Below are 18,444 nucleotides of genomic sequence, written 5' to 3'. Positions count from 1 at the left end.
GGGCGCTCGCACACGCGGCGCGACGCGCCGTGACGCTACTTGACAATGAGATTCCTCTCAGATAATGGAAAAATAGTCACGATTCAGTTACGCTTTCCGGACCCGAACAACACGTGAGGTCTGCCCCCCAGGCAGTACCTAAGCCCCGCGTGTACTGACACTCCCCAGGTGGCCTGTGCATACTCGAACGTCCCTTCGCAAACTCGAAAAGAAGACCAGAAGAAAGTCCCGCGTTCTCGCCCTCCTCACTGCCGTCGCACTCGCGGCGGGCGGTGTGTTCGGCATCTCGAGCGTGGCGACTGCCAACACGTCCCTCACGCTGAAGCCCGGGTCGACGCAGGTCGTCTCCATCGGGGGCAACGGCACGGTGGGTACGGCGTCGATGACCTACGTCCTCCCGAAGCTCCCGTCCTCCGGCAGTGGGACCTACACCGCGCTCCGGCTCCGGTCGAACGCGGCCGGTGCCTACGTCCTGCAGTCGCGGGTCTTCCCGACCGGAGTCGTCCAGGTCTCGCTCAAGAAGTCCACGCGCGACGGCAAGGTCGAGACGCTCACGCAGCTCGGCACCACCAAGGTGGCCCCCGCCAAGCTCGCGGCCGGCAAGCCCATCGGGCTCTCGTTCCGCATCTCGGGATCGTTCACGACGGTGCTCACCGGAACGGTCACGGTCGGCGGCCAGGCGGTCTCGGTCGCGTACTCCGACTCGAGCCGTCCGCTCACGACGGCCGGTGCAGCTGACTACAGCTTCTACATCTCGTCGGCCACGCCCGGAATGTCGGCGACCGTGACCCAGCGCGCGGCGACGCTCTCCACGCCCGTCACGACCACGAAGCCGGTGGCACCCGCACCTGCGCCGGCACCGTCCAACCCCGCGCCCGTCCCGGCGCCCACCCCGACGCCGACTCCGGAGCCGACGACCCCCGCGAAGCCGGCCCCCGCGCCGACTCCCACGCCGACTCCGACGCCGACGCCGACTCCGACGCCGACTCCCACCCCGACTCCCACGCCGACGCCGACTCCCACGCCGACGCCGACTCCGTCGACCGGGTATCCGGATGCGTCCAACACCGGCGTTCCCGCCGGCGTGGTCCTCAAGGTGCACAACGGTGACATCACCATCGACGAGCCCAACACGGTGATCGACGGACTCGAGGTGCGAGGGATCATCACGGTCAACGCTCCCGGCGCGGTCATCAAGAACTCGAAGATCGTCGGCACCTCGACCGCGCGCTCCGTCGGTCTGGTGAACAACGTCGTCTCGGGCGCATCGTTCACGATCGTCGACTCCGAGATCGCCGCGGCGGTGGAGAGCACCACGTGGAACGGAATCTTCGGCAGCAACTTCACCGCGCTGCGCGTCGAGGTGCACCGCGTCGTCGACCCGATCCGTGTCCTGGGCAGCAATGTCACGGTCAAGGACTCGTGGCTGCACGACACGACGTACTCCGCGACCGATCCGCTGCGCGACGGCACGCCGACGCACGACGACTCGGTGCAGATCCAGGCCGGCACGAACATCGTGCTCGAGGGCAACCGCATGGAGGACGCCCACAACGCGGGGATCATGATCTCGCAGGACACCTCGCGCACGAAGCTCGGCACCATCCGCATCACGGGCAACTACCTGCAGGGCGGCGCGTGCACCGTGAACATCGCACCGACCCCCAGCGTCGTCGCTCCGGCGCTGACGGGGAACGTCTTCGGACCCGAGCGCCAGCACAAGGCGTGCGCGGTCATCGCCCCGGCGGCGAACGCGCCCGTGCTCAAGGCGAATGTCTGGGGCGCGACCGGTCTCGCGATGTCGACCTACACCCTGGTGAAGTAGCCGCATCCACCGCAGAAGGCCCCCGCTCTCCGAGAGCGGGGGCCTTCTGCGTATCCGAGATCAGGCGGATGCTCGGCGGCGGCCGTACTCGTCGTGCGCGTATCCGATCGCCGCTCCGATCATCCCCGCCCCGCGGTACGCGGTGCGAAGGCCTCTCGCTCTGTGCCTCAGCGAGCGCGAGAGCGTCCCCCACAGCCAGCGCACGAGACCCCCCGCGACGCGTGCCCCGCCGCGCACGCACATCCGGACGCGCGCCATCAGCCGCCCCGAGGAGGATCCTGCGAGCGCGATGCTCACACGCGCCGCGGTGTTGCCGAACCGGAAGGTGCGCATCAGCACCCAGGCACGGGTGAAGCGCGCCGCATCCTCCTGTTCGACGACGACGGCGTCCTGCGCCCACCGGATCGTCCCGCCGCGGGCGACCAGCAGGCGCGTGTACATGCTGTCGCTGCCGCCGGTGAGTCCGAACCGCTCGTCGAACCGGAGCCCGAGCGGTCGAATGCGGGCGAGGTCCAGCAGAAGGTTGTTCGTCGCCGCCTCGGTCATGACCTGACGGTCGGTGCGCACCGGACGGATGAACGCGCCGCTGGCGCGCACCCACTCCTCGACGTCGTCCGGGAACCGTGTCACGACGCGCCCCGCGACGGCGTGCGCGCCGGTCTCCGCGTGCGCGCTCAGGAGATTGCGCAGCCATGACTGCTCGGGCACCTCGTCGTCGTCGATGAAGATGACCGCATCCGCGTCGGAGGAATCGTCGATGGCGCGATTGCGCACCGCGGCGATCCCCGGGCTGGGCTCGACGGAGTACGACACGTCGAACGCCTCCGCCACCGCGCGCCCGGTGGCGTTCGCGTCGTTGTCGACGACCAGGACGCGAACCGTCACACGGTCGTCGGACACCGCGCGCGCCTGGGCGGTGACCGTGGCGAGTGCTGTCTCGAGAGCGGCGGGGCGCTTGAAGGTCGGGATCGCGACGACGACGAGCATCAGGTTCCTTCCGGATCAGGCAGTGCGCTGCGACGTCGGCGCACAGCCCCGAGCGCGTCACGGTAGGCATCGGCGTGTGCGGCGCCCGCGGCATCCCACTCCCTCGCCGACAGGTCGGGACGGCCGCTCATGCCGCCGGCCGTCGCATCGGCCAGGCGGGCCAGCGCGCCGGCCGTGAGCTCGTCGCCGAAGAAGTGGACCCACTCGGTTCCGACCTCGGCGGCCAGCAGGCGCGTGGTCTCGTTGTCGGGAACGAGGATGGGTCGATCCAGCGACAGCGCCGCGAGCGCGGAACCGGAGTTGTGCATGTGGCGGTACGGCAGGACGACCGCGGACGCGGCCGAGACGATCGCGACGAACTCCTCTTCGGAGAGGTAGCGGAGGTCGGCCTCGAGCGCGGGCAGACGGTCCGCCGCCTCGGTGATCGTCCGAGCGAGATCGGGGTCGGAGGCGCGCCCCGCGACCGTCAGCCGGATCTCCCCGCGATCGGCCGACAGCTCCTCGAACGCGACCAGCAGCTGCTCCACGCCCTTGTAGGGCTTGATGAGGCCGACGTACGCCAGGCGATCCGGCGTGGCGGCGCTCTTGCTCATCGGGGCGAACCAGTCGCGGTAGTGGCCGTGCAGGATCAACGCGGAACGGATGCCGGCGACCTCAGGGGTCGTCGGCGACAACCGGATGCGCAGCGTCGTGAGCCGCTCCAGCGCGGTCAGCAGCGTCACGTCGATCCGGCCGCCTTCGGGCGGCGTGATGTTGTGGACCGTGCGCACGACGGGAGTCCTGGTGAGGGCGAGGCGGGCGAGCAGCACGGCCATCGCCGCGCGCTTGCCGGCACGCGTGCGACGGCTGCCGGCCGCCAGGAGCGTGTCGCCCCAGTGCACGTGGAAGACGTCGTAGCGTCCGAAGATCGCGGTGCGCCACGAGAACGGAAGATGCTCGACGTCGGGTGTCCGTCGCAGCGCATCCTGCAGCATGACGATGTACGGATTCGTGGTGGGACGGGGTGCGCCGAACGACTGCATGACCCTGATCCGCCGCATCCGCACCACCCCCGCCCAAATCTAGCGGTGACGCGAGGTCATGCGCGCGACAGGCATACTGGCACGATAGAACGCCCGTCATCTTCGGGGAGGTACCGGGTGGAATCGATCTCACAGACGTACTCGCGCTTGCGGCTTGCACAGAAGGGTCGGGCGCGGGGCGCGCCGGCGTACTCGGTGTTCGTGAACAGGCCGGTCGGGAGGATGCTGGCAGCCGTCGCCTACCGCATCGGGCTCACACCGAATCAGGTCACCCTGATCAGCGCGGTCTTCACGTTCACGGCGATCGCGCTGATCGCGATCGTTCCCGCGTCCGCCGTGATCGGAGTGGTCATCTGGCTGCTGCTCGCCCTCGGCTACGCGTGGGACTCCGCCGACGGCCAGGTGGCGCGTCTGCGGGGCGGTGGTTCGCTCGCGGGCGAATGGCTCGACCACTTCGTCGATGCCGCCAAGATCACCTCGTTGCACCTCGCCGTGCTGGTGGGCCTGAGCAGATCGACCGACATCCCGCAGGCGTGGCTCCTGGTGCCCATCCTCTTCACGATCGTCGGCAGCACGACGTTCTTCGCGATGATCCTCAACGATCTGCTGAAGGGCAAGCGCGGTGTCGCCTCGGCGCACAGCACGGGCGGTGGCGGCATCCTGCGTTCATTGCTGCTGCTGCCGACCGACTACGGCGTCCTGATGCTCACGTTCGTCCTGTGGGGCTGGCCCCTCCTCTTCTTCGGGATCTACTCGCTGCTGTTCCTCGCGTGCGCGGCGTTCCTCGTGGCAGCCGCGATCACCTGGTTCCGCCAGATGGTTCGACTCGACCGCGAGACCATCGCCTCGTGAACGGCGGACGGACCGCCGTGCTGGTGGTGAGCTACGGCTCGTCGGCGATGGTGGCGGAGAACCTGCGTCGCACCGCGCTGCCGGAGGGGGCGATCGTGGTCGTCGTCGACAACTTCACGACCGAGGGCGAGCGGGCCGCCATCCGCGCGATCGCCGCGCGGGAGGGCTGGCAGCTCGTGTGTCCCGATCAGAACCTCGGGTTCGGTGCGGGCATGAACGCCGCGGCGGAGAGAGCGGCGGAATCGGATGCCGAGACCTATGTCCTCCTGAATCCCGACGCCTTCCTCGAGGAGGACGGGGTCGCGCGGCTCTCGGACGCCGTCCTCGCCGACCCGGAGTCCGTGATCGCGCCCCTGGTGGTCCGTCCCGACGGACGCCACTTCGCCTCAGAGATGGAGCTCGATCTCGACTCCGGCTCCGTGCGCCGCGTGCGTGAGGGCCGGCGCTACCCGGACTCCGCGCTGTGGCTGAGCGGGGCATGCCTGGCGATCAACCGGCGGATGTGGGAGCGCGTCGGCGGCTTCGACGACGACTACTTCCTCTACTGGGAGGACATCGATCTGTCCGTTCGCGCCGCGCACGCCGGCGCCACGCTGCGGGTCGATCATGAGGCGCGCGCGGTGCACAGCGCCGGCGGGACCCAGACCCACGACGGCGAGACCGAGGGGAAGTCCGCCGTGTACTACTTCTACAACGTGCGCAACCGTCTCGTCTTCGCCGCGCAGCATCTCGATCGCCGCCGGCAGCGCCGGTGGTCGAGGCGGAGCGTCCCGGCCGCATGGGACATTCTGATGCGGGGCGGCCGGCGCCAGCTGCTCCACCCGACGCGCACGATCGTCCCCGCCGTTCGAGGAACGCTGTCGGGACTCGCCTACCTGCGGCGGCGTCGGCGCGCCGCGGCGGAGACACCATGAGCGAGGGAACGGTGATCGCCGTCACCAAGAAGCTCCACGGCCTCGGCAACCGCCTCCGGGTGACGCTCGGCTCCCGTTCGCTCGCTCGGTGGGCATCGCGCGACTTCGCCTACACCTGGCCGACCGGTGCGGCCTTCGGGGCGACCTTCAACGAACTGTGGCAGTTCGGCGAGAAGCGGATCAGCACCGCGCGTTCGCGAGCTCTCGCGCTGCGGCATCCGTATCGCCGGCATGACCTCGAGTGGCTCGACAGCGCCCGCGATGACCGCATCTGGCAGGTGCGCACCGCTCATGCACTGCACCTCCCACCCGGCGCGACGCCGTGGGGCGAGGAGCTGCAGTCGCTGGCACCGGTTCCCGCGATCGCCGGGCGCGTGGAGTCCTTCTTCTCGCAGCACCTCGCGGAGCAGCCGTACATCGGAGTGATGGTGCGTGCGCACGCGATCTCGAATACCGAGACGCTGCGGCACTCTCCCGTCAGCTGGTACATCGAGCGGATGAGAGAGGTCGGCGCGGAGCATCCCGGCATGCGGTTCTTCCTCTCGGCAGACACCGCGCAGGCGCAGGCCGAGGTGATCGACGCGGTCCCCGGCACCGTCGCGCTCGACGACAAGGGCGGCTACAACACCAAGGCGGCGCTCGTCTCCTCCGTCGTGGACCTCTACCTCCTTGCGGGGAGCACGCATCTGCTCGCGCCGCACTACTCGAGCTTCCCCGAGATCGCGCAGCAGCTCGCCGGTCCGTCACTGCGCCTCGAGACCTCGATGACGCAGCCGCACACGCGGTTCGGCGCCGACGACCGGCCGAGCCTGGTCTCGGATCCGCTCCGTCCGTCCATCCGCGCGAGGGGCTGACCGCCGATTCCTTGAGCAAACCCTGAGGTTCGCGGGGTGTCACCCGCTGATAGAGTCAACGCGGGGTTATATCGGCGGACGCCAGTTTGGGAACTGGCTTCTGCGTCACATCTGGGATTCGCCGCGTGCGTTGGGTGCGTTTGCGGTGAAGGTGCACATCTGGGGGATGAGCGTGGGGAACCAAGCGACGCTGAGGCGTCTTTCTATTCGTTTGAGTGCCGTGGTCGCGGGGGCCGCACTGTGCGCACTCGCGATCAGCGGATGCGCGCCGGAGCCGACGCCCGGCAGCCAGAACTCCGATCCTCTTCCGAGCGCGACGGTGCCTGCGCCCAACGGCGGATCCATCGACGAGACGGTCGCGCCGGTCGCGCCCGGCGAGACGCTCGAGGCGAAGCTGGGCGACACCGCCGAGCTCGAGGGCGGCGTCAACGTCACGGTCTCCGAGGTCGAGCAGCTCGACGTGAAGGCGACCACGCCCGGCGAGATCGCCGGGCCCGCGGTCGCGCTCACGCTGACGGTCGAGAACGGCTCCGACGAGCCGGTCGACCTCAGCACGGCGATGGTGTCGGTGACGGGTTCGAAGAACTCCTTCGGACAGCCGACCACGTCCGAGCCGTACAGCCCGTTCCTCGGCACCGTCGAGCCGGGCAAGACGATTTCCGGGATCTATGTGTTCCGGCTTCCCGCTGAAGAGCGGGATTCTCTGCAGGTCACCGTCGAATACGTTGCGGGAGCGCCGATCGCGCTCTTCACGGGCAACGTGTAGGCGAAGAAGCTTCCACACTGGGGTGAGGGGAATGAAGATGAACGCTGGGGCGTGGAATCTGCGCAAGTTCGTCGTAGGGGTGACGGTTTCGGCCGTCGTGGCCGCCGGTGCCGTGGTGGGGATCACGGCACCTGCGTCCGCCGTATCGACCACCGGGCCGGCACCGATCGAGCAGCGAAGTGCGTCGACGGTGTCGAGCGACCCGTTGCCGACCGTCCAGATCGACGCGGGTGTCGTGTGGGCGCAGGTGATCGCGGGTGACACGGTGTTCGCCGGAGGTAGCTTCACCAACGCGCGTCCCGCCGGCGCGGGTCAGGGCACCAACCTGATGCCGCGCAGCAACATCCTCGCGTACAACATCAACACCGGCGTCGCGACATCGTTCGCGCCCGTCATCAACGGCACCGTCAAGGCGCTCGCCGTCTCGCCGGACGGCAGCACGCTCTACGTCGGCGGCTCGTTCAGCCAGGTCGACGGACAGGCTCGGTTCAACGTCGCCGCCTTCAACACGGCGACCGGAGCCCTGCTCACCACCTTCAAGCCCGCGATCGGCGGCTCGTACGTCAACGCCATCGTCGCGACCAACTCGACCGTGTACTTCGGCGGTTTGATCGGAGCCGCCGGCGGCATCACCCGCAAGAACCTCGCGGCGGTCCAGGCGTCCAACGGCGCTGTGCTGTCGTGGGCTCCGACGACCGATCTGCAGGTCGATGCGATGGTGGTCAACGCCTCGGGCTCCAAGATCATCGCCGCGGGTCGCTTCGAGACCGTGAACGGCACGACCTCGCGCGGCATGGCTGCTCTCGACCCGACCAGCGGCGCCCTTGTGCCGTGGGCCGCGAACGCGACCATCAAGAACGGCCTCGCGACCGGCTCGCTCGCCGGACGGGCGGGCATCTACTCCATCTCCACCGACACTGCCGGCGGCGTGTACGGCACGGCGTGGGTGTACTCGAACGTGAGCGTCGGCAACCTCGAGGGTCTGTTCGCGCTCGATGGCGAGACCGGCGCAGTCCGCTGGATCGCGGACTGCCACGGCGACCACTACGGCATCTTCTCCGACGGCACGAACGTCTACAGCACCGGTCACGAGCACGACTGCCAGACCGCGAACGGCCTCCCGCAGGCCAGCGGAAACCCCGGCAACATGCGCAACGCCACGGCCTACACCGCCGCCGCGAAGGGCACGCTCACGCGTTCGCCGTCCACCGGCTCCATCTACTCCGACTGGAACGGCTACCCCGCGCCCGCCGCGATCAACTGGTACCCGGACTGGATGACCGGCGTCGCGACAGGACAGGGTCAGGCCGGCTGGACCGCGACCGGAAACAGCGACTACCTCCTCATCGGCGGCGAGTTCCCGCTGGTGAACAACATCCGCAGCCAGGGCATCGCGCGCTTCTCCGCGCACCCGGCCGGCGGGGCGAAGATGGGACCCGTGCTCAGCGGTGTCGACTGGACGCCGACCGCCAAGTCGATCGAGTCCGGCTCGGCCCGCGTGCAGTTCCCGGCCAACTGGGACCGCGACGACCTCGACCTCACCTACGAGATGTGGGTCCAGGGCGGCACGCAGCCGCTGGCCACCAGCACGGCGCAGGCGCCGTTCTGGAACCGTCCCATCCAGGCGCTGTCGGCCGGCGGCTTCACCCCCGGTTCGACGCAGACGTTCTACGTCATCGCCAAGGACGGCGACGGCAACTCCGCCCGGAGCGCCGACGTGTCGCTGACGATCAGCGGTGCCGCGGCATCCGTCTACGCCAAGACCGTGCTCGACGACAACGCGAGCCTGTACTGGCGCCTCGGCGGCAGCAACGCCACCGGCGGAGCCGACATCGCGGGCAGCAACAACGCCGTGATGAGCGGCGGCGTCGGCACCAACTCCGACGACGCACTGGCCAGCGAGGCCAACGGATCTGCGACCTTCAACGGCAGCTCCAACGGCCTCGCGCGCTCGGCGGCCACTCCGCTGGGCGGGTCGTTCGCGACGGAGCTCTGGTTCAAGACCTCGACGTCGAGCGGCGGAAAGCTCGTCGGTTACGGCAGCGCCGCGTCCGGCAGCTCGTCGAATCCCGATCGCCACCTCTACATGCGCAACAACGGCGCGCTCGTGTTCGGCGTCTGGCAGGGCAGCAACAGGACCATCGAGTCGCCGGCGACCTACCGCGACAACCAGTGGCACCACGCCGTCGCGCAGCTGAGCCCGACCGCCGGCATGCAGCTGTTCGTCGACGGCGCCCTGGTCGCGTCGGACAACACCACGACGGCGACCGCTCGTTCGCTCACGGGCTACTGGCGAGTCGGCGGCGACACCGTCAGCGGCTGGCCGAGCGCACCGAGCTCGAGCTACTTCAACGGCCGCATCGACGAGTTCGCGGTGTACCCCGGAACTCTGACGGCCGCGCAGGTCTCCGAGCACTACGCCCTCGGCGCCGGCCTCGCGATGCCGACGGCGGCGTTCACGACGACCGGCAACGAGATGGCCAAGGCGTTCGACGCGAGCACGAGCACCGCGCCCGCCGGCCGCACCATCTCGTCCTACACGTGGAACTTCGGCGACGGCGCGACAGCGACCGGTGTCACCGCGAACCACACCTACGCGACCCCCGGCACCTACACGGTGACCCTCACGGTCAAGGACAGCGCGAACTTCACCGCGACCACGACGCAGGCTGTGACGGCGTCGCCGCCGCACCAGGCTCCGACGGCCGCGTTCACGCCGAACGTCGCGGGACTCTCCGCAACCTTCGACTCCTCCGCGTCGGCGGCGTCGGGCGGCGCGTCGATCACCGGCTACGCGTGGACGTTCGGCGACGGCTCGACCTCGACCGAGGCCACGCCGACGCACGCCTACGCGGCGGCCGGAACGTACACCGCGACGCTCACCGTGACCGACAACATCGGTGCGACCAGCACGCTCGTGAGCCACGACGTGACGGTGAGCCACGCCGCGCCGGTGGCCGCGTTCACCACGTCGACCGCAGGCTTGACCGTCTCGTTCGATGCGGCGACCTCGTCGGCATCCGACGGGGCGAGCCTGCAGTACTCCTGGAACTGGGGTGACGGAACGCCCGCGGACTCGGGTGTCAGCCCGTCCCACACGTATGCGGCGAACGGCATCTATCAGGTCGTCCTCACGCTCACCGACAGCCTCGGCGCGACAGCGACCAAGAGCCTCAACGTGTCGGTCGCATCGCAGGTCTTCGCAGCGCGCGACGACTTCGAGCGCACCGTCGCCACCGGATGGGGCGCGGCGCAGACCGGCGGGGCATGGAACGGGACGACGGGCTTCTCGGTCTCGGGCGGCGCCGGCAAGATCGCGCTCAACGCCGGCCAGACCCGGACGAGCACCCTCACCGGCGTGTCCGTCCGCGACATCGACGCCACGGCGACGGTGTCGGCCGACAAGCTCGCGAACGGCGGGGGTCTGCACTTCAACATGACGGCGCACAAGTCGACCGCCGGCGAGTACCGCCTCAAGGTGCGCACGCTGTCGACCGGAGTCGTGTCCGCCAGCCTCACGAAGCTCGTGGGCACCACCGAGACGACGCTGGTGACGAAGAACCTCACCGGGTTCACCTACACCGACGGCGCCAAGCTCCGCCTCCACTGGACCGTGTCGACGACCGGCGGGACGACCTCGCTCAAGGCGAACGTCTGGTCGGACGGCGCCACGGAGCCGGCCGGATGGTTCGTGTCGACCTCCGACAGCCAGGCTGAACTGCAGAGCGCCGGGCAGGTCGGAGCCCTGTCCTACCTCTCCGGCTCGACGACGAACGTGCCGGTCACGGTCTCGCTCGACGACCTGGTCATCGTCGACACCCTGGCCTCGGCCACTCCGGTGCACGCCGACCCGGTCGCCTCGTTCACCGCGACGCCGAACGAGCTCGCCGTCGCGGCGGACGCCTCGGCATCCACGGCATCCGACGGCGCCACGCTGACGTACGCGTGGAACTGGGGCGACGGGGCATCGAGCACGGGGGTCTCGCCTTCGCACACCTATGCGGCCGCGGGCACGTACACGATCACGCTGACCCTCACGGACAGCCTGGGCGGAACGGCCACCAAGACGCAGTCCGTGACCGTGAACGAGCACGTGCACCCGAATCCGACGGCATCGTTCACCGCAACGACGAGCAACCTCGCCGTGAACGTCGACGGCTCCGGTTCCACTCCTTCGGAGGGCGCCGCGCTGACCTACTCGTGGAACTGGGGTGACGGGACGGCTGCCGGATCCGGTGCGACTGCTTCGCACACCTACGCGACGGCGGGCGACTACACCGTGACGCTGAACCTGACCGACGCGCTGGGCGGGACCTCCTCGAGCGCGCAGCAGGTCACCGTGACCGCTCCGCCGGAGGTGTTCATCGCGAAGGACGACTTCGAGCGCATCGTCGCGACCGGCTGGGGAACGGCCGTGACGGGCGGCGCCTGGGGCACGACCACGGGCTTCTCGGTGGCGGACGGCGTCGGCAAGGTCACGCTCAACCCGGGCCAGACCAGGACGAACCTGCTGACCACGGTGTCGGCGCAGGATGTCGATGCGCGGCTCGTCTTCAGCTCGGACGTCGTCGCCAACGGCGGCGGTCTCCACATGAACTACCTCGTGCACAAGACCGCGGCCGGCGACTACCGGCTCAAGCTGCGGATCTCCGCCACAGGCGTCGTCACGGTGTCGCTCGCGAAGGTCGTGGGCACCACCGAGACGCTGATCGTGAACCGGACGCTCAGCGGCTACACGCACACCGCGGGCGCCAAGGTGCAGCTGAGGATTCAGGCGGTCACCTCGGGTGGCACCACCGCACTGAAGGGCAAGGTGTGGGCCGACGGCACCACCGAGCCGACGGACTGGTTCGTCTCGACGACGGACGCGCAGGCGGAGCTGCAGGGCGCCGGCCAGGTCGGGGTTCTGACGTACCTGTCGGGCTCGGCGACCAACGTGCCGGTGACGGTGAACGTGGACAACCTCGAAGTGAAGTAAACGAGCACGAGGCGGACCGCCGAGCCGATCTCGGCGGTCCGTCTCTGCCGCAAGCACGACTTAGCAGTCTTGGGATATGGGCGTCTGGGGAGACGTCCCGAGGAATTTGGGAGCAGTCACATGGGTGGGAAGACGTTTGCCTCGACCTGGGGATCGAGACTTCGCAGCACCGTCGCGGGGGTGACGGTTTCGGCTGTCGTCGTCGCCGGACTCGCGATCGGCGCTGCCGCGCCCGCGGCGGCGGCGGGTCCCATTCCGGGGATCGCGCCGATCGAGCAGCGGAGCGCCGCCACCGTCACCGCCGATCCGCTTCCCACCGTGCAGATCGACTCGGGCATCGTATGGGCGCAGGTGATCGCCGGTCGCACCGTGTTCGCGGGCGGCAGCTTCTCCAACGCCCGCCCCGCCGGCGCGAGCCCTGGCCAGGGCCTCATGCCGCGGAGCAACATCCTCGCGTACGACATCGAGACCGGCGTGGCGACGTCCTTCGCGCCCACGATCAACGGCACGGTCAAGGCGCTCGCCGTCTCGCCTGACGGAAAGACGCTCTACGTCGGCGGCTCGTTCAACCAGGTCAACGGGCAGAGCCGCTTCAACGTCGCGGCGTTCGACGTCGCCAGCGGAGCGCTGCTCACCACGTTCCGTCCCGCGATCGGCGGCTCGTACGTCAACGCGATCGTGGCGACCGGCTCCACGGTCTACTTCGGCGGGCTCATCGGAGCCGCCGGCGGCAACACCCGCAAGAACCTCGCCGCGGCCAACGCCTCCAACGGCGCGGTCGTCGCGTGGGCTCCCACGGCCGACCTCCAGGTCGACACCATGGTCCTGGAGCCGGGCGGCGCGAAGCTCATCGTGGGCGGCCGGTTCGGCCAGGTCAACGGTGCGAACCAGCGCGGCCTCGCGGCCCTCGACCTCAACGACGGCACCGTTCTGCCCTGGGCGGCCCCGGCCACCGTGCAGAACGGCGTTCCCGCCACCGACGGCAACGCGGGCAAGGCGGGCATCTGGGCGCTGAACGCCGACGAGAACGCGGTCTACGGCACCGGCTGGGTGTTCGCCAACAAGTGGGTCGGAAACCTCGAGGGCATGTTCGCCGCCGAGGCGGGCAGCGGCGACATCCGCTGGGTGGCGGACTGCCACGGCGACCACTACGGCGTCTACTCCGACGGCACCAACGTCTACACCACCGGTCACGAGCACGACTGCCAGACCGCCGGCGGACTTCCGCAGGCTTACCCGGCACCGGGCAACATCCGTCACGCGACGGCCTACACGGCCGCCGCGAAAGGCACGCTCACGACGTCGCCCTCGGTGAACGACATCTACGCGGACTGGGGCGGCTACCCCGCTCCGGCAGCCGTGAACTGGTTCCCGGACTGGACCACCGGCACCGCATCGGGCTCCGGCCAGGCCGGCTGGACCGCGACCGGAAACGGCAAGTACCTTCTCGTCGGCGGCGAGCAGACCTTCGTCAACGGGCAGCGCAGCCAGGGCATCACGCGATTCTCGACCACGCCCGCTGGCGGCCCCAAGTCGGCTCCCCGTCTCTCCGGCGTGAACTGGACGCCGTCGGCGCGCTCGGTGAGCGCGGGCACGGCTCGCATCGCGATCCCCGCCAACTGGGATCGCGACGACCTGAACCTCACGTACGAGCTGTACGAGCAGGGCAAGGCCGCACCGGTCGCGACGACCACGAAGAAGTCGACGTTCTGGGACACCCCGAACGTCGTCCTCACCGCGACCGGCCTTCCCGCCGGCGCCACCAAGACGTACCGTGTCGTCGCGAAGGACGGCGACGGCAACACGGCCAACAGCGCATGGGTGACCGTCACGGTCAGCTCGGCTGATGCATCCGCCTACGCCAACGCCGTGCTCGACGACGGCGCCTCGCTCCTGTGGCGCCTGGGCGGCACCGACGGCGGCGCGGACTGGGCCGGCACCAACGACGCCCAGTTCAAGAACGGCGTCGGGACGACGACGGACACCGCGATCGTCGGCGAGACCGGTGGTTCGGCCACCACGCCGGGCGGCAACGGCTTCGCGACGACCACCAGCGCGTCTGCGGTGGGCTCGGCCTTCGCAGCGGAGCTGTGGTTCAAGACCGACACGACCTCGGGCGGCAAGATCGTCGGCTACGGCGACAACCCGAACGACTACTCGAGCAGCTACGACCGCCACGTCTACATGAAGAACAACGGTCAGCTCATCTTCGGCACCTACCCCGGCTGGGCCGCCACGGTGCAGAGCACGAAGTCGTACAACGACAACAAGTGGCACCACCTGGTCGCTCAGCAGAGCGCTGACGGACAGGCCCTCTATGTGGACGGTCAGCTCGTCGGGTCGTCGAACGTGACGGGCGCCCAGGGCTACACCGGCTACTGGAAGCTGGGCGGGGACAACCTCAACGGGTGGCCCGACCAGCCCGCGTCGTTCAACTTCCGCGGCTCGATCGACGAGTTCGCCGTGTACGGCTCCGCCCTGACGGCGGCGCAGGTCGCGAACCACTACGAGATCGGCAAGGGGCCGCACCTGCCGCCCGTCGCCGTGATCGACCAGGTGGCCGCGGGCCAGACGGTGACGTTCACGGGTGCGGGATCGACCTCCTCGGGTGACGCGGATGTCGCGTCGTACGCCTGGAGCTTCGGCGACGGCGCGACCTCGACGGAGACGACACCGACGCACACCTACCCGAGCGCAGGCGACTACACCGTGACCCTCACGGTGACGGACTCGCAGGGCTCGGTGAGCGCGGTGACCACCAAGCAGCTCGCGATCGCCGCTCCGGCGACGGCCGCCGCGAAGTACACGCAGCGCGTGCTCGACGACGGCGCCCAGGTCTACTGGGGTCTGGGCGGCCCCGTCGGCAACGTCGACTGGGTGAGCGACCGCGACATGGTCGGCACCGCCGGTGTCGGCTCGTCGGCGGACTCCGTCACGACGGGCGGCTCGGCGACCTTCGACGGCGGATCGGCATTCGGCCGGACGTCGCGCACCATCTCGGCGAGCACGCCGTTCGCGGCGGAGGTCTGGTTCAAGACCACCACCACCAACGGCGGCAAGATCTTCGGCTACGGCGGATCCTCCGAGGGCAACTCCGGCAACTACGACCGTCACCTCTACATGACGAACGACGGGCGACTGGTGTTCGGCGTGTGGCTCGGCTGGGCGGCGATCGTCGAGACGAGCACCTCGTTCAACGACGGCCAGTGGCACCACGTCGTGGCACAGGTCGGCCCGGACGGCGGCGAGCGCCTGTTCGTCGACGGTGCGCTCGCGGCATCCGACGGCGGCATCCAGGGCGCCCAGGAGTACGACGGCTACTGGCGCCTCGGCGGTGACAACATCGGCGGATGGCCGGGTCAGCCGAACTCGTACTACTTCAACGGTCAGCTCGACGACTTCGCCGCCTACAGCCGCACGCTGTCGGCGAACGAGGTCGACGACCACTACCGCCTCGCCAAGGGCCTTGCCACCACGCAGGCGCAGTTCTCGGTGACCGGCACCGGACCGTCACGCACGTTCGACGGCACGGCCTCCACGCCGACGCCGGGACGCACCATCACGGGTTACGCGTGGAACTTCGGCGACGGCACCACGGGCACGGGCGCGACCGCGTCGCACACGTACGACCTGCCGGGCACCTACACGGCGACCCTCACGGTCACCGACTCGGCGGGCCGCACCGGAATCTCGACGTCCAGCGTCGTGATCCTGCCGCCGCACGCTGCGCCGGTCGCGAAGATCGGATCCGACGTCCACGGCCTCACCGTCGACTTCGACTCCGACGACTCGACGGCGTCGGGCGGCGCGACCATCACGGACTACGCGTGGAACTTCGGCGACGGCACGACGTCGACGCAGGCGGACCCCACCCATGTCTACGGCGTGCCCGGCACCTTCACCGTGTCGCTGACCGTGACGGACTCGGAGGGCGCCACCAGCACGGTGGCGACGGCCGAGGTCACGGTGGAGCACGCCGCTCCGACCGCGTCCTTCACCGCCGACGCCTCGGGCCTCTCGGTGTCGGTGGATGCCTCGGCATCCGCGGCTTCGGACGGCGCGACGCTGACCTACGCGTGGAACTGGGGCGACGGATCGGCTGCCGGCACCGGCAAGACGGCGACGCACCGCTACGACACGGCAGGAGTGCGGACCGTCACCCTCACGGTGACGGACAGCCTCGGCGCGACGACGACGAAGACCGCCTCGGTCACGGCGACCCACGCCGACCCGACGGCCTCCTTCACGGCTCAGACGAGCATGCTGGATGTCGCAGTGGATGCCTCGGCGTCCGCCGCTGCAGACGACGCGACGCTCGCGTACTCGTGGAACTGGGGTGACGGTACGACCGCGGGAGCAGGCAAGACGGCGACCCACGCGTACACCGCCGGGGGCACGTTCGAGATCACGCTGACCATCACGGACAGCCTCGGCGGCACCGCCACGACGTCGAAGACCGTCACCGTGGCGTCGCAGACCGTCGTCGCGAGCGATGACTTCACCCGGACGATCGGGTCCGGCTGGGGCAGCGCGACCGTCGGTGGCGCGTGGACGTCGCTGACGTCGACGTCGGTCGCGGACGGCGTGGGGCGCATCAGCCTCGTCGCCGGCCAGACGCGCGCTCCGGCGCTCGCGGCCACCTCGGCCGACGACCTCTCCGCGAGCCTCGTCTTCTCCGCCGACAAGGTGGCGAACGGCGGCGGACTGCACTTCAGCTACGTCGTGCACAAGTCCGCGGCGGGCGAGTATCGCCTCAAGGTGCGCACGCTCGCGACGGGAGCCGTCCAGGTCAGCATGACCAAGCTGGTCGGCACGACCGAGACCACGTTCGCCACGCAGAACCTCAACGGGTACACCTACACCGCCGGCGCGAAGCTCCGGGTCCGCCTCGAGACCGAGGGGGGCGCGGGCGCCAGCACGACGCTGCGCGGCAAGGTCTGGGCAGACGGCACCGCTGAGCCCGCGGCGTGGACGGTGACGGGTTCCGACTCGGTCGCCTCGCTGCAGGGCGCTGGTCAGATCGGGGTGGTGGCCTACGCCACCGGCACGGTGACGAACGGGCCCGTGGTGGTCTCGGTCGACGAGATCCGGGTGACCTCGCTCGGCGCGGGTCAGCCGCACCAGGCTCCGGTCGCGGTGATCGGCGCGAGCTCGACCGGTCTGACGACCGCGTTCGATGGCACCGGATCGACGGCGTCCGGCGGCGCGACGATCACCGGCTACGCGTGGGACTTCGGCGACGGGACGACCTCGACCGAGGCCAAGCCGACGCACACCTACGCAGCCGGCAACTACACCGCGAAGCTCGTCGTGACCGACAGCACGGGGGCATCGTCGGCGGCTAAGACCGCTGCCGTCAGCGCCAGCCACGCGAACCCGGTGGCCGCCTTCACCGCCTCGGGCTCGGGCCTCACGGTGTCGGTCAACGGTTCCGGCTCGCAGGCGTCCGACGGCGCGACGCTGTCCCACTCCTGGAACTGGGGCGACGGGACCGCCGCAGGCACCGGCGCGACCGCGTCGCACGCCTACGGCGCCGCGGGCACCTACACGGTGACCCTCACGGTGACCGACAGCCTCGGCGCCGTCGCCACCACGTCGCAGTCCGTCACGGTGAGCGCGGAGACCTTCATCGCGAAGGACGACTTCGAGCGCACGGTGGCGGCAGGCTGGGGCGCGGCGGTCACCGGGGGCACCTGGGGCACGGCCGCCGGGTTCTCGGTCGCCGACGGCGCCGGCAAGGTGTCGCTGGCGGCAGGCCAGACCCGCACGAACCTCCTCACCGGAGTGAACGCGCAGAACGTCGACGCGCGGCTCGTGGTCTCGTCCGACAAGGTCGCGAACGGCGGCGGGCTGCACCTGAACTACCTCGTGCACAAGACCGCAGCGGGCGACTACCGCCTGAAGCTGCGGATCTCGGCGACGGGTGTCGTGCAGGTGTCGGTCTCGAAGGTCGTCGGCACGACCGAGACGATCATCTCGAACAAGACCCTGACCGGCTACACGCAGACCGCAGGGTCGAAGCTGCGGCTGCGCTTCCAGGCCACGACCGCCGGCGGCTCCACGACGCTCAACGCCAAGGTGTGGGCAGACGGTTCCGCCGAGCCGGCCGACTGGTTCGTGACGGCGACGGATGCGCAGGCCGAACTGCAGGGCGCAGGACAGATCGGCGTCCTCGCCTACCTGTCCGGTTCCGCGACGAACGCTCCCCTCGTGGTGAGCGTCGATGACCTCGAGGTGCGCTGACCC

Annotated in this window: 9 protein-coding genes; 7 read left to right on the top strand and 2 right to left on the bottom strand. The window is 69.7% G+C overall.

The genetic code is table 11. From position 1 onward, the window contains the following. Positions 1-292 precede the first annotated feature (292 nt). Complete coding sequence (locus tag OL358_RS05375; protein WP_264708908.1) at positions 293-1,825, top strand: hypothetical protein; 1,533 nt, start codon at positions 293-295, stop codon at positions 1,823-1,825. Positions 1,826-1,885: 60 nt separating this feature from the next. On the opposite strand, the gene OL358_RS05370 is transcribed toward OL358_RS05375, so the two are convergent. Then, entirely contained in the window at positions 1,886-2,812 is a 927-nt protein-coding gene (locus OL358_RS05370) for a glycosyltransferase family 2 protein (protein ID WP_264708907.1), read from the bottom strand. Continuing rightward, positions 2,812-3,834: a glycosyltransferase gene (locus OL358_RS05365; RefSeq protein ID WP_264708906.1), complete on the bottom strand. Its 1,023-nt coding sequence runs from the start codon at positions 3,832-3,834 to the stop codon at positions 2,812-2,814. The genes OL358_RS05370 and OL358_RS05365 overlap by 1 nt, the downstream gene beginning before the upstream one ends. A 201-nt stretch (positions 3,835-4,035) precedes the next feature. Here OL358_RS05365 and OL358_RS05360 point away from each other — a divergent pair, with 201 nt between their 5' ends. The 6 genes from OL358_RS05360 (at position 4,036) to OL358_RS05335 (ending at position 18,441) form a co-directional block, all read left to right on the top strand. Beyond that, positions 4,036-4,686: a CDP-alcohol phosphatidyltransferase family protein gene (locus OL358_RS05360; protein ID WP_319805431.1), complete on the top strand. Its 651-nt coding sequence runs from the start codon at positions 4,036-4,038 to the stop codon at positions 4,684-4,686. Next, on the top strand, positions 4,683-5,600 hold the full coding sequence (locus OL358_RS05355) for a glycosyltransferase (RefSeq protein ID WP_264708904.1): 918 nt from the start codon (positions 4,683-4,685) through the stop codon (positions 5,598-5,600). The genes OL358_RS05360 and OL358_RS05355 overlap by 4 nt, the downstream gene beginning before the upstream one ends. After that, positions 5,597-6,454 (top strand): hypothetical protein, encoded by an 858-nt coding sequence (locus OL358_RS05350; protein WP_264708903.1) that lies wholly within the window; start codon positions 5,597-5,599, stop codon positions 6,452-6,454. Before OL358_RS05355 ends, OL358_RS05350 begins: the two co-directional genes overlap by 4 nt. Positions 6,455-6,674: 220 nt before the next feature. Continuing rightward, positions 6,675-7,220 carry a DUF4352 domain-containing protein gene (locus OL358_RS05345; protein WP_264710240.1) on the top strand — a complete coding sequence of 182 codons (546 nt, stop codon included), beginning with the start codon at positions 6,675-6,677 and terminating at the stop codon, positions 7,218-7,220. A gap of 31 nt (positions 7,221-7,251) precedes the next feature. Further along, positions 7,252-12,198 (top strand): PKD domain-containing protein, encoded by a 4,947-nt coding sequence (locus OL358_RS05340; RefSeq protein WP_264708902.1) that lies wholly within the window; start codon positions 7,252-7,254, stop codon positions 12,196-12,198. Positions 12,199-12,378: 180 nt separating this feature from the next. Next, the gene (locus OL358_RS05335) at positions 12,379-18,441 is read left to right on the top strand and encodes a PKD domain-containing protein (protein WP_319805430.1); all 6,063 of its coding nucleotides are present in this window, start codon (positions 12,379-12,381) and stop codon (positions 18,439-18,441) included. Positions 18,442-18,444: the final 3 nt, after the last annotated feature.

This window comes from Microbacterium sp. SSM24, assembly GCF_025989145.1.
Taxonomy (GTDB): domain Bacteria; phylum Actinomycetota; class Actinomycetes; order Actinomycetales; family Microbacteriaceae; genus Microbacterium.
The sequence above is the reverse complement of the archived record's forward strand: the minus strand, read 5'-3'. Positions and strand labels throughout refer to the sequence as shown.